Source organism: Atopobium sp. oral taxon 199 str. F0494 (assembly GCF_000411555.1).
Classification (GTDB): Bacteria; Actinomycetota; Coriobacteriia; order Coriobacteriales; family Atopobiaceae; genus Lancefieldella.
This window is the reverse complement of record NZ_KE150486.1, coordinates 376,481-388,900: the sequence shown is the minus strand read 5'-3', so window position 1 is coordinate 388,900 and position 12,420 is coordinate 376,481. Positions and strand designations below refer to the sequence as shown.

The window sequence follows — 12,420 nt, the reverse complement described above, 5'->3', positions numbered from 1 at the left end:
GGATAAGATGGTGTCAAGGTTCTTATGTTCATGTAACGCTCGATGCCCCAGTCAGAACTGGCTACATGCCGAAGTCTGGCGCAGACAAGCATCAAGGCGCTATTTCCATCTGGAAAGGCTCCAATCGGTCTGGTTTGTCGCTTGGTCTTCCGATTTAGCCGTTCCGGTGTGTTATTCATGCGGATCCTGGTCCAATGCTGGCTAGGGAAATCCATGAATGTAAGGGTTTTTCATACTGTCCTCGGCTGGAAAGAGCGTTGGGTTGGAAATTTATATTTGTTTGTGATGGATGAAAATGTCCAGACGACAAATGTCATTTGAATTTTAGGTATTCTGTGTCAAAAAGTCGTTTGATATTTTGACTATATAGAGATACTACAATAGCACTAGTTGATTATCGAGACTTTAACGAGGCGCGGAAAATACAACAGCGTATTTTGGCTTCTTACGAGCAAGACTTTTCAAAGCATGCGCCCAACGAGACTGTACCGCGTATCAGAATGCTTTGGAACAGTATTCCCGCTCAGCTTGCCAAGGAAAACAAGAAATTTATATATGGTCTTATCAAGGAAGGTTCCCGAGCCAAGGAATACGAGCTGGCCATGCTCTGGCTCACTGACTGTGGACTGATTCACAAGGTACATTGGGTGACCACGTCCAGCTTACCACTCAGGGCGTATGAGGATCAGAGAGCTTTCAAACTGTTTCTAGTAGATATAGGACTATTAGCCTGCATGGCGGGACTGCGGCAAGATGTGTTGTTGGACGGCAATGAACTATTTAAGGAATTCAAGGGCGCACTAACTGAGCAATACGTTCTCCAGCAGTTCAAAACGCTCAAAGGGGTCCGCACCTACTATTGGACTGCAGAACGCGCGACTGCTGAGGTTGATTTCCTTATTGACAACGGCATTGACGTAATCCCTATAGAGGTCAAGGCGGAAACAAATCTCCAGGCAAAAAGTCTGAAGGTCTATCACGAGAAGTTCAAACCAAGATCGTCTATTCGTACATCTATGGCGGATTATAAAAAGGAAGATTGGCTACTGAATCTGCCGCTATGGGCAGTGGGAATTGCATCTGTAAAATAGGAGATGATAGGACTTCCATCCTAAAGACCATTCAAGAGTCTTGACGATATCAACCAAGCGACCATAAAACACAGAAAGCGCTAAGGTGTTTCCATATTTCTCGCCCCAAGATTACGGCGATTGTGGCACAATGGCTACTAATCTAGTAGCATTTAGTGAACGTTCTGTTCTAAGGAACAGTTTTGTTTGCTGAAAGTTCATATACACGCGTCAAAAGGGGAGAGTCTCATGGCTAAAGTCGCAGTTATCGGATGTACTCACGCGGGAGTCTTTGCCACCACATCAATCTTGGCCGCGCATCCCGATTGGGAAGTTCATGTGTTTGAGCGCAATGACACCGTGTCGTTTCTGTCCTGCGGCATCGCTCTTTGGGCTGGAGATCATGTCAGCGATCCGAATAAGATGTTCTACAGCTCGCCCGCAGCGCTTGAACAGGCGGGCGCGCATGTTCACATGACTGCTGACGTAACGGCCGCCGACGCGCAGACAAAGCATGTAACTTGGACTGATCTCACGACAGAGGAGAAGTACAAAGACGATTTCGACTACCTCGTGGTAACCACCGGCTCCAAGCCCATTGTGCCGCCACTGCCGGGCATCAACGGTTCGCGTGTCCTTCAGTGCAAGAATTGGGCTGACGGCAAGCATATTCACGACGCCGCAGGCGATGCCTCCTCTGTAGTCATCATTGGAGCTGGCTACATCGGCGCGGAGCTTGCCGAGCAGCTCTCTGACCGCCATAAGCAGGTCACTCTCATTGATATGTTGCCGCGTGTTTTGGCAAAGAACTTTGATGCCGACATTACCGATCAAATCGAAAGCGCCTACCGCAAACACGGCGTCACGCTGGCTCTTGGCGAGAAGGTCGTCTCATTTGAAGACACCGGCGACGCGGTGAGCGTTGTGACCGACAAAGGTTCCTATACGGCCGATTACGCCATTTTAGGCATCGGGTTCTTGCCTCGCACTGATCTGTTTGCCGGACAGCTTGAGATGGCAAAAAATGGTGCCATCAAGGTCGATGAGTACCTGCGTACGTCCGTTCCCGGTGTCTTTGCGGCAGGAGATTCCGCTTCCATTCTTTTTAACGTTACTGGAAAAGACGACTATATCCCACTGGCAACTAACGCGGTGCGTCAGGGATTGCACATAGGTCCTAACATGGTCGAGCCAACTTTGCCCTATGCTGGCACACAGGCGACAAACGCCGTCCAGCTGTATGAGTATTCAATGGCCGCTACAGGTCTTACGGTTGAAAGCGGCAAGGCACGCGGCTACAGCTATGACTCTGTTACCATCACCGAGAATTACCGTCCCGAATTTATGCTGACCACAGAACCTGTAACCGCAACCTTGGTTTGGGAGCCGTCTACGCGCGAAATCAAAGGCGCACAGTTCTTCTCGACACATGACGATGTTGCGCAGGCGGCAAATGTGGTTTCTGTGGCCATTGCCAACCATATGACTATTGACGGGCTTGCCGGTGTTGACCTGCTCTTCCAGCCAAACTTTACCAACCCCGTGAACTATATCGGATCCGCCGCTCTGGCAGCCGTTGCAAAGGCAAACAAGAACATGCGGTGATGCGCGAATTCTGCGGGAAAACTTACAATCGGTCAGCGCTTAATCAGCGCCTGTACGTGTGCGCCGTTGATGTCTCCGTGGTCTGTCACAAGCGCTTCCATGAGCTGCCCAACAATCTCTTCATCAACAGTGCCGTTCAGGACGTAGGTTGCCTGCGCCTTCGCCTCATCAGATCCGTTGCCAACGCAAAATGAGTAAGGAGAAAGCTCGAGAAGTGCTAAATCATTTCCAGAATCGCCACAAAAGACAACCTCTTCGGGGGTTAGACCCAGATATTCAATAAGGATTTTGAAGCCGTCCGCTTTGCTGAAGCCTTTGGGATTGACGTCGTACCAGCCGGTATAGGGGCTTACCAAATCGATGTCAGGGACTTTTGCCAAAACGTTGTCAAATACGGCCTTACGAGCCGTTCGGTCTGCGGGCGTCAGTATACCGACTGAAATAAACTCCTTATCGCACGGTACGTCATCAGGCCCTTGAACTGCCGTAAAGGAATCATAGTGCGCATTGATGTAGTCGACCTGCGTCCGCGTGGCTCCAAAAATCATCCATCCGGGCCGAATAGTCGTATCAAGTGGCGGCTCCACCGGGCCCTCATCAAAATATGCCAAGTAGGCATCCTTGTGCTGTGTGACAACTCGAAGGACTCTCTCAAGCGTCTCCGCAGACATGATGCGCTTTGCAACAAGTGCGCCCTTGCCGTAAACCACCTTACCGGAGCCGCAGATGGCTGTTGTCAGGTAGCTTGTGTCAAAGTTATAAAAGGGAAGCGCGTCATAGGCGGAGCGGCCGGTAGCCGGGCCAAAGTCAATGCCGGCTTCTTTTAGGGCGACAATAGCCTGCAGCGTGCGATTAGGTACCAGCGGCGCGTTTGCCCGTTTCAGCGTTTCATCCATGTCGGAAAGCACGAGCTTGATCATAAGACTCCTCGGATGTTTCAGTTGCAATACCACTAGTGAGTATATAGTGAGTGTAGCGCATAAACGGCCGCACAAGCGATACACTAGATAGCATCACCGCCCACGCGCCAAACCGTTCCAGCGCAGAAAGTCAGGGAGCAACAGAACGTGTCAGATAGAACGAACCGTATAAAGTCACAGGTAACCACACAAGTAAGCAAGGCCACCACACAGGTAAAAGACATTACCGATGCAACTGCCGCTCGCGCTCAGGGGGCCGGTACCGTCACAGCTCCCATCGGAACGCCTGATAACCCTTCTAACCAAGTACTTACCGCAGCTAACGGTATAACGTTTTGCCGTCTCATCCTCACCTTTGTCTTTCTGTATATCTTTTGCACGCGCGGTAACCGCTGGGTCGCGCTTACCTGCTATGCTGTCGCTGCTGTAACCGACTTTCTTGACGGTCAGGTAGCGCGGCGCACGCAAACTGTCAGCTGGGTTGGTAAGATTATGGATCCGATTATGGATCGCGTACTATTGTTTACCGGTGTTCTCGGCCTTCTAGCTGTAGGGGAGCTGCCTCTGTGGATCCCTCTCTTTGTTATCGGCCGAGATGCATATCTGACCTGCGGCGCATTGATTGTTCGACATTTCCGCCGGCGGCCAATTGATGTGGTCTACATCGGAAAGATTGCAACCGCCTGCCTCATGACGGGCTTTTCATTTTTGCTGTTGGGTATGCCAATCATAGACGGCCTCAACCTTGTCAGCGTCCCGTGGCTGCCGGTTCTCAATGCTCAGTCGGGCGGTCTGGGACTTATCTTTGTCTACGCGGGCATCCTTTGTTCCGCGGCAACCGCTATTGTCTATACTGTTCAGGCCGCACACATTATCCGTGCGGCCGAGGAAAACGAATGAGGTCCACCGTGCAAGATTTCGCGATTACCTCACAGAAGCGCATGTCAGAAGACTTGCGAGGCATGTCGTACCTTCATCGCAAGTGTTCCTGCGGGCGCGCCAATAGACAACTCGTAAAGTTTGTCTGGGTTTTTCTGCTTACGGTCATAATGTCTGTGGCAACGCTTACCTTCGGCGCTTCGCAGTACGCCTATGCCGCAGACGATGATGCCGCGGAGCCTGAGATTACGGAGGCGCAGTCCGCTATCCTGGAGGACGATCAGGGAAACGTTCTCTGGAGCAAAGACCCTGACCGCAAAATGGGCATGGCTTCCATCACGAAGGTCATGACCGCTATGGTAGCCCTTGACTCGGGCATCGATCTTGACCAACCCTGCAACATCGTGTCGGTAGACCTTGAAGAAGGCTCGGTGCTTGCAAACTATTCTACTAGCGAGCATCCAACGCTCAGAGAGCTCATTCAGGTGCTGCTGGTACATTCGGCCAATGATGTGGCATACAACATCGCCATCAACGTCGCGGGTTCTCAGGAAGCATTCGCGGACCTCATGAACAAGAAGGCCGCTGAAATTGGCATGACTAACACGCACTTCTCGAATCCCCACGGTCTTGACGCGGACGATCATTACTCCACGGCGCGGGATTTGGCGTTGATGGCTCGGTATGCTCGCCAGCATTACCCCTTCATCGCCAGCACGGTTCATATGACCTCTGTTACCGCTGTGGTCAATGGAGAAGAAGTTACGTGGCTCTCTACCGACAAGCTCCTCAGAACCTATCCGGGCATGCTTGGCATCAAGACGGGATCTGAGGACAGCGGAACAGCCTTTTTGGGCGCGGCACGGCGCAATGGCGTCACGCTCTATAGCTGCGTTCTCGGCTGCACCACCGACGCGGGACGCTTTGCCGACACGAGAATCATGTTTAACTGGGGATATGCCCATTTCAGGCACATCAGTGTCGCTAACGCCTCTACCGTCACTGCCATCCATCCTTACCAAGACAATTTCCTTATGAGCGCTGCTGTTCGCCCGCAAGCGTCATTGACCGTCCTTGCCTGGCCAGGCGCGGGAGACCTCTCGTATACCATTACAAACCTGCAATCAGGCTATCCGGTAGCCAACGGTCAGCTTGTCGGTCAGGCAACATGGGCGCAAGGGGATAGGAACGCAGGCAGCGTTCTTTACCAAGCAACGCTGACATTGCACACCGTACCAGCCTATAACATCTTCGATCTTGCTTCTGTCGCGCCCTACCTCTACACGGCAAATTGACATGTCCAACCAAACCAACCTTCACGCGGAACATGAGCTTCTCGGAGCGGCGTTCACAATCAATCCGCAGACCGACTCTTTGATTCCTGACTCATATATCGCCGAAACGTCCTTCTCGGCCGAGAAAAACAGTGACGCGTGCTGCCTGTTTGATCTTTCAGGGTCAGCGTACCAACTCGTCAGTGGGGCGGACGCTCCGGCCTTTATTGATGCGGCGTTTGCCGGACCGTATCTTGAGGCGGGAGATCTTTCGTTTCAGCCGGCGTTTGCCGGAGACGGAAGCGTTGTATCAGTTGCCCTTGTCGCGCGCTCGGGAGACCATGAGTTTTTCTACATCGACATTTCCCAGCGCGGAGCGGCTCTCTCAAAATGGCTTGAGTTTATAACTCGCATCAAAACACAGGACGCGACACCATACGGCAGCGTTGCTCTTGAGGACGCAAATTCACTTCTTGTGCCACTTATGCTCGCCGGACCAGGCGCCCGCGCCGTTCTTTCGGATTACTTGAAGCATACGGACCAGATACTTCCCGAGCAGGGCAAGATAGCTTCACTTCTGCTTGATACCAGAATCGCCGCGCTCGTTGGTCATCTGGCATTAGAGAAACTTGACGCGTTCATCGTATTGGTAGGCCCGACTCAGGCGCGGCTCATCTGGAGGAGCTTTCTGTCGTTTGACAACGTTGAAGTGCATGGGCGCCAGCAGCTTACAAAAGTTTGTCTGGACACGCTGCCATGGTTCAGGCTGCTTGACGGTTCAGACAAGATTGTCGTTCCTCAAGATATACTTGACGTTCACGGTTTTATCCGCAAATCCCGAGATTTTATTGGCGGCCGCGCGTTACAGTAACAGTGCGCATTCGCTCTAAACCTCTACCTGAGGGAGAGATTATGAAGTACTCCATAAATGCACAGGGCGTTCCCGCCGCCATTGGACCATATTCGCAGGGAACCACTGCTGGAAGGCTTGTCTTCGCCTCCGGTCAGCTGCCTATCTCTGCAAATAACAATAAAGAGCTGGTAGAAGGAGGGGTTGCTGAGCAGACCGAGCGTGTCATAGACCTCATTCAAAGTATCCTCGCTGAGGTGGGCTGCACGCTTGCAGACGTTGCTCAAACCACACTTTACCTGGCTGATCTTAATGATTTGGATACGGTCAATAAGATTTACGCGCAGCGCTTTACAACACCTGCTCCCGCAAGAAATGTTGTCGAAGTTTCGAAGCTTCCCCTTAACGCTTTAGTTGAGATGGACTGTATTGCCTGCCGTTAGCGGTATTATAGAAACGGTACGCAATCTGAAGGAGTTACCTCATGGCCTCACTACATGACCAGCAACCTGGTAAAACAGAAATCTTTCATATGCCCTCCGCTGACGCGACGGTACCTGATTTGATGGGCAAGAATCGCCCCGCAAATCCCGTGATAACCATCGTTAAGGGACCTCAGACTGGCGAAACGTTTGAACTTGACTCTGCGCATATCACGCTTGGTCGCGATCCTAAAAACAGTATCTTTCTCAATGACATGACTGTTTCTCGCCACCACGCTCAAATTGATCTTTCAAACCTCGGTCTTGGTTATGCCACGATTGAAGACTTGAACTCTTTGAACGGCACATGGGTCGATGGCGCCATCATCAATAAGGCAACGCTTCAAGACGGCTCAACCATTCAGATTGGCACCTTCCGCATGGTGTTCCATACCAGCAAACCCGCCGTATAAGAAGTTTTTATGACTGACGCAAGTTTCCTCACAATTGGCAAGGTCGTCGATAAGCTTAAAGAAAGCTATCCCGACCTCACCATCTCAAAGGTACGGTATCTTGAGGATGAAGGTCTACTTGAGCCTTCACGTTCTTCCGGTGGCTATCGTCAGTACTCTCAGCGAGACGTTCGGCGCCTTGAAACCATCCTGTATCTGCAAAAGAATCGCTTTATGCCTCTGTCCGTCATTCGAGAAGAACTTGAGCGCCAAGATCAGGGCAAAAACGCGATTGGCAGTATTTCTCGCGATACGCACCATGAAGACACTCAGACAAAAGACCAGCGACAAGTCACCGCTCCCATCATAGGGGCCGGCAATGCCGATGCTATTGTGGTGCCTGTTGACAAGCGAAACATCGTTGAAAAGTTTCACTCCATCGACCGCATGCCCGATCTTGTCGGAGCTTCTGTAGGTTTTGTCCGTCAGCTCTCAGAGGTGGACATTATCACACTGAAGCGTTCTCCCCATGGTCGAGATCTCGTCGACGGGCGTGATTTGACGCTTATTCGTCTTGCTCACGAGCTGAGACACTTTGGATTTGAGCCTAAAAACCTGCGCCAATACGTGATGGCCGCTAACCGAGAATCCAGTATGTTCGCAAAGTCGCTGGTAGTTTATGCGAAAAAGGGCGGGGGAGTTGAAGTTGAGGCAAACTCCGAGACCCGCCGCAGGTTCATGCAAGCCTTTACTCGCATGCTCGGCCTCACGAACGCCATACGAAATGAGCTCATCACACGGCTTGTCAGCGATTCGTTCAAAGATATGGAAATGGATTCCTCCGATCGAGAAATAGACTCCGCCAATCAGAGCAGCTCAGCATAGTCTTTATCGGAATAGTTTTGTCGTTCGCGTATTCAACCCCTGAATACGCGCCGTTTGAAAGGGATAACATTGTCTGAATACGATTACGAAAGCCATGTTATTAGCATTCCGGATTATCCGGAACCCGGTATTATCTTCAAAGACGTCACGCCTCTCTTCAAAGATCCCGAATGCTTTAAGGCACTCGTTGACGACATCGCTGGTCATTTCAAGGGACGCGGGATTACGAAGGTCATCGGTGCCGAAGCGCGAGGCTTTTTAATCGGAGCTCCTGTAGCGTATGCCCTGGGCGCCGGTTTTGTTCCCGCCCGAAAACCCGGCAAACTGCCTCGCGAGGTATTCACTCAATCGTATGACCTCGAATACGGTACCGATGAGCTGCAGATACATAAAGACGCTCTCACCAAAGACGATGTGGTCTTGATTGCTGACGATTTGGTAGCCACTGGCGGCACCTGCGTTGCCTCGGCTCATCTTGCAGAACAAGCGGGCGCTCGAGTAGAAGGTTTTACGTTCGCGCTTGAGCTTTGTTACCTCAATCCTCGTGGAATCATCTCAGAGCATTATCCCAATATCGACGTCTATACGCTTATTAAGGTTAAAAAGTAGTGTAAGTTTTATGTATAAGAGGTCGACCTGTTAGGGTAGAAGCGATAGAATGCTGTTGCGAGTGTTGAAAGGATATATATGAACTCTAACCGCAACATCACACGTCGTGCTTTGTTTGCCCTGTCTGCTTCTGCGGTATTTGCAGGGCTGACCTCTCATATCGCTTATGCGGATCCCCAGTCTGAGCTGGAGGCGGCCTCTGCCAAGCTGGATTCTCTCGGCACCAAGCTTACCCAGGCGGAAGATGACCTTAACGAGAAAACCTACGCGCTGGACGCCACCAATAACAAGATTGGCGACGTTCAGGAAGAGATTTCTGAAACCGAGAAGAAACTGGAGGTGCAGCGCGGTATTCTCGCCGCTGCTATGCGCAGCTCGTATAAGGCGGGGCCTCAGGAGGCTCTTGACTTTATCCTCGGCGCTTCAAGCCCTGATGACTTCATCAGCCGTATCTACTATATGGATCGCACCAGCAAAAAACAGGCTGATTCAATCGATCAGGTCAAAACGCTTGGCGATCAGCTTACCCAACAGAAAAATGAGCTGGAAGCGCAGCAAGCTCAGCTGCAAGAGCAGATTCAGGCTATGAAGACGCAGGCTGACGATGTAAAAGCTCAAATCGCAGAGGCGAAGTCCTATTACGATTCCCTTGACGCTGAAGTTAAGAAGCAGCTTGCAGAGCAGGCTGCGGCGGAAAGCAACAAAAACAGCAACGTCAACGCGGCTATCAATTACGCAACCAACGACAGTCCCTCAGCGCCAGCTGATACGAATACGGATAACAACGGCGCCAATAACGCGTCCAACAATAACAACGGGTCAAATGACACCCCTTCGGACAATTCAAACAATAACAATGGTGGCAATTCCTCCGATGGCGGCGGCTCAAATAACGGCGGCAGCGGAAGTCCTTATCCGTGCGGCGGCGTAGGATCTGCCTATTCCTGCCTCGGCTGGCCGTATGTCTGGGGAGGCGCAAGCCCAAGACAGGGTGGTTTTGACTGCGGTGGCCTTGTGTACTACTGCTTCCTCGGTTATCGCAACGGCACCGCCGGTACTATCGGCCGTAACATCAAAGCCGCCGGCAACTGGAAGGACTCAATGGATCAGCTCTCGTACGGCGATTGCGTCTTTACTCGCGCCGGCTACGAGCACATCGGCATCTACATCGGTAACGGTCAGATGATTCATGCCGCCAACGAAGCCTTGGGTGTTTGTATCGGATCTGTCTGGGCGTTTTACGGCGGAGGACCTTTCAGCGGCTAAGGTTGAGTCCTGTTCCCACAGACTACCGAGCCGCATCAGGCTAGCAAGTCTCATCCAACAGGCTTCATTTTTGAACCATAAGCACGTAAAGCGTACAATAGCAAGGTATGCTTTACGTGTTTTTTATGACGGAGAGGGGAGAAGACAATGGCGCTTGATAAGGCGGGCGACAACAGCGTAGTTGGACGTCACTTTTCCCGCCGTTTTCAAGTTGCTCTTGTCGGCGAAGGCGCGCTTGTGGGGCTGCTCGGCGGGGGAGTCGTGACGCTCTACCGACTGTCCCTTTCGTACGCAGAGCAAGAAATGCGCGCTATAACAGAGACTATTGCAAACAACGCGCTTTTTATCGCCCTTTGGTTCGTCCTCCTTATTGTTCTGACGCTGAGCGTAGGCAGACTTATGCGCTGGGAGCCGCTCACGTCAGGATCCGGCATTCCGCAGACAAATGCCGAGGTCATAGGCCGTATCGATGCTCCGTGGCATCGTGTTCTTCCGGTAAAATTCCTCGAAGGCGTCCTGGTTGCCTTCGGCGGGCTTTCCATGGGCCGAGAAGGTCCATCAGTGCAGCTTGGCGGCATGTCAGGCAAGGCGATTTCCAAGTTGCTGCATCTCAGAAGGGGAGAAGAACGCCTTCTGGTAACCTGTGGCGCTGCGGCGGGCATGTCAGCCGCCTTTCACGCGCCGCTTACCGGAACGCTCTTTGCCGTTGAAGAGATTCAAAAGGAGTTTCACGCGCCGCTCATCATCTCCGCAATGACCTCATCGGTCGTGGCGGATTTTCTCGTTTCCAACGTACTTGGCATGAAGCCTGTTTTGAAGCTTGACTACGTGCAGCCGCTGCCGCACATTGACTATGCCTTCGTGCTCTTCGTAGGCATCCTCTGCGGCGTGTTAGGCGCGCTGCACAACCGCGGCATGTTCACTCTTCAAAACGCTTACGCCAACATCAAAACTCACATACCGTATACCCGCCTCATCATTCCCTTTATGATCGCGGGAATCGTCGCGTTTACCGCGCCTGACTTGTTGTGCGGCGGCGACGCTATTATCGAGAAGATCAAAGAGCCTGCCACCCTTACGGAGCTGGGCGTTCTCGCGCTTTTGGTGGGGAAGTACGCTTTTACCTCCATCTGCTTCAGTGCCGGCACCCCGGGCGGAACGCTTTTTCCACTGGTTGTTATGGGAACACTTGTGGGTACCCTTATAGGACTTTGCGCTTCGCACATCTTTGGTATTCCCATGGCATATGTGCCAAACTTTGTGGCCATGGGCGTTGTTGGTATCTTTGCCAGCGTTGTACGGGCTCCGGTAACGGCCGTTGTTCTCGTCTTTGAGCTCACCGGCTCTCTTGAAGCGCTTGTCGCTATGACGGCCGTTTCTGTCATTTCGTATACGGTTGCTAACGTAATGCGGATTGACCCGTTCTATGACCACTTGCTCGCACAGTTTTTAGGCGTCACGTCAGATCATCCTGCCATTGGCGGTCGCACCGATGGAGAGAAGATTCTCAAAGAATACACTCTTGGCGCAGGAAGCCGTATCGAAGGTATGTGCATCAAAGAGGTTCCATGGCCCGACAAGGTACGCGTTGTCACCATCGAGCGCGCTGGCAGTGAATTCATTCCAACCGGTAGCACACGTCTGCAAGCCTTCGATTCAATTCTGGTTATTTTGGACGAAGTGTACGAAGATGACGCTGACTTGAAACTCACGCTTATGACACGCGCCGCATCGGACTTACTTGACCGTCATCCAAGCAGCCGACCATACGCAAAAAAGTAAAACGCGCACGAGTGGCATACGAAGACCTCTGGATACCGCGGAGAAGGCGAGCGCGCATTCTGATGGCTTGTGTCTCGGTTTCCGGTGCTTGGTTCTTCTCACATCTACTTTACATAATATTGATTATCAGACTTTTATAGAAACATACAGAGGATTCGATACATGACTTTACCATGACTCTTCTCAAGCGTTTTGGAAGCATCAAAAACGAGGCTCTGAGAGCCATTTTAAGCGATTAGAATCTACCTACTTGAGTAAAATACTCATAGTCGTTTAGTAGTCACATAGTTTGTTCTCTAGAAATCTGTTCTTTTCCATGTTCGCCTCTGTGGCTTTGGTTTCTACATACGCGTCATAGAACGAACTCAAAATCAATATCGTCTGCCCATCCGGTGTTCAAAGAATC

At 51.6% G+C, this 12,420-nt stretch carries 12 protein-coding genes and 1 pseudogene; 11 read left to right on the top strand and 2 right to left on the bottom strand.

Features of this window, described 5'->3' with window-relative positions; genetic code table 11:
* Positions 1 to 14: 14 nt before the first annotated feature.
* Positions 15 to 230: pseudogene (locus tag HMPREF1527_RS07845) on the bottom strand (transposase); the annotation flags it as partial.
* A gap of 207 nt (positions 231 to 437) precedes the next feature.
* Between HMPREF1527_RS07845 and HMPREF1527_RS01705 the strand changes: the two are divergent.
* Both HMPREF1527_RS01705 and HMPREF1527_RS01700 read left to right on the top strand, forming a co-directional pair.
* The gene (locus tag HMPREF1527_RS01705; protein WP_198009237.1) at positions 438 to 1,091 is read left to right on the top strand and encodes a DUF4143 domain-containing protein; all 654 of its coding nucleotides are present in this window, start codon (positions 438 to 440) and stop codon (positions 1,089 to 1,091) included.
* 228 nt (positions 1,092 to 1,319) lie between these two features.
* Positions 1,320 to 2,675: an FAD-dependent oxidoreductase gene (locus tag HMPREF1527_RS01700; RefSeq protein ID WP_016476976.1), complete on the top strand. Its 1,356-nt coding sequence runs from the start codon at positions 1,320 to 1,322 to the stop codon at positions 2,673 to 2,675.
* Between the two features lie 32 nt (positions 2,676 to 2,707).
* Here the strand turns inward: HMPREF1527_RS01700 and HMPREF1527_RS01695 are convergent, their stop codons facing one another.
* Positions 2,708 to 3,595: an HAD family hydrolase gene (locus tag HMPREF1527_RS01695; RefSeq protein WP_016476975.1), complete on the bottom strand. Its 888-nt coding sequence runs from the start codon at positions 3,593 to 3,595 to the stop codon at positions 2,708 to 2,710.
* Between the two features lie 147 nt (positions 3,596 to 3,742).
* On the opposite strand from HMPREF1527_RS01695, the gene HMPREF1527_RS01690 reads away from it, so the two are divergent.
* From HMPREF1527_RS01690 to HMPREF1527_RS01650, 9 genes are all read left to right on the top strand, one after another.
* Entirely contained in the window at positions 3,743 to 4,495 is a 753-nt protein-coding gene (locus HMPREF1527_RS01690; RefSeq protein ID WP_016476974.1) for a CDP-alcohol phosphatidyltransferase family protein, read from the top strand.
* Positions 4,492 to 5,769, top strand: a complete 1,278-nt coding sequence (locus HMPREF1527_RS01685) for a D-alanyl-D-alanine carboxypeptidase family protein (RefSeq protein ID WP_016476973.1) — start codon at positions 4,492 to 4,494, stop codon at positions 5,767 to 5,769. Before HMPREF1527_RS01690 ends, HMPREF1527_RS01685 begins: the two co-directional genes overlap by 4 nt.
* 1 nt (position 5,770) lies before the next feature.
* Positions 5,771 to 6,619 carry a hypothetical protein gene (locus HMPREF1527_RS01680; RefSeq protein ID WP_016476972.1) on the top strand — a complete coding sequence of 283 codons (849 nt, stop codon included), beginning with the start codon at positions 5,771 to 5,773 and terminating at the stop codon, positions 6,617 to 6,619.
* Positions 6,620 to 6,660: 41 nt separating this feature from the next.
* Positions 6,661 to 7,041 (top strand): Rid family detoxifying hydrolase, encoded by a 381-nt coding sequence (locus tag HMPREF1527_RS01675; RefSeq protein ID WP_016476971.1) that lies wholly within the window; start codon positions 6,661 to 6,663, stop codon positions 7,039 to 7,041.
* Positions 7,042 to 7,082: 41 nt separating this feature from the next.
* A complete protein-coding gene (locus HMPREF1527_RS01670) occupies positions 7,083 to 7,493 on the top strand; it encodes an FHA domain-containing protein (protein WP_016476970.1) in 411 nt (136 codons plus the stop codon).
* A gap of 9 nt (positions 7,494 to 7,502) precedes the next feature.
* Complete coding sequence (locus HMPREF1527_RS01665; RefSeq protein WP_016476969.1) at positions 7,503 to 8,357, top strand: MerR family transcriptional regulator; 855 nt, start codon at positions 7,503 to 7,505, stop codon at positions 8,355 to 8,357.
* Between the two features lie 69 nt (positions 8,358 to 8,426).
* Complete coding sequence (locus HMPREF1527_RS01660; RefSeq protein ID WP_016476968.1) at positions 8,427 to 8,966, top strand: adenine phosphoribosyltransferase; 540 nt, start codon at positions 8,427 to 8,429, stop codon at positions 8,964 to 8,966.
* Positions 8,967 to 9,044: 78 nt separating this feature from the next.
* On the top strand, positions 9,045 to 10,232 hold the full coding sequence (locus tag HMPREF1527_RS01655) for a C40 family peptidase (protein ID WP_016476967.1): 1,188 nt from the start codon (positions 9,045 to 9,047) through the stop codon (positions 10,230 to 10,232).
* A 147-nt stretch (positions 10,233 to 10,379) separates the two neighbouring features.
* Complete coding sequence (locus tag HMPREF1527_RS01650; RefSeq protein ID WP_016476966.1) at positions 10,380 to 12,014, top strand: ClC family H(+)/Cl(-) exchange transporter; 1,635 nt, start codon at positions 10,380 to 10,382, stop codon at positions 12,012 to 12,014.
* Positions 12,015 to 12,420 lie beyond the last annotated feature (406 nt).

Excerpts from the sequence above, each read along its gene's own strand:
- HMPREF1527_RS01700 (WP_016476976.1), top strand. The coding sequence starts at position 1,320 with ATGGCTAAAGTCGCAGTTATCGGATGTACTCACGCGGGAGTCTTTGCC.
- HMPREF1527_RS01695 (WP_016476975.1), bottom strand. The coding sequence starts at position 3,595 with ATGATCAAGCTCGTGCTTTCCGACATGGATGAAACGCTGAAACGGGCA.
- HMPREF1527_RS01685 (WP_016476973.1), top strand. The coding sequence starts at position 4,492 with ATGAGGTCCACCGTGCAAGATTTCGCGATTACCTCACAGAAGCGCATG.
- HMPREF1527_RS01680 (WP_016476972.1), top strand. The coding sequence starts at position 5,771 with ATGTCCAACCAAACCAACCTTCACGCGGAACATGAGCTTCTCGGAGCG.
- HMPREF1527_RS01675 (WP_016476971.1), top strand. The coding sequence starts at position 6,661 with ATGAAGTACTCCATAAATGCACAGGGCGTTCCCGCCGCCATTGGACCA.
- HMPREF1527_RS01670 (WP_016476970.1), top strand. The coding sequence starts at position 7,083 with ATGGCCTCACTACATGACCAGCAACCTGGTAAAACAGAAATCTTTCAT.
- HMPREF1527_RS01665 (WP_016476969.1), top strand. The coding sequence starts at position 7,503 with ATGACTGACGCAAGTTTCCTCACAATTGGCAAGGTCGTCGATAAGCTT.
- HMPREF1527_RS01655 (WP_016476967.1), top strand. The coding sequence starts at position 9,045 with ATGAACTCTAACCGCAACATCACACGTCGTGCTTTGTTTGCCCTGTCT.
- HMPREF1527_RS01650 (WP_016476966.1), top strand. The coding sequence starts at position 10,380 with ATGGCGCTTGATAAGGCGGGCGACAACAGCGTAGTTGGACGTCACTTT.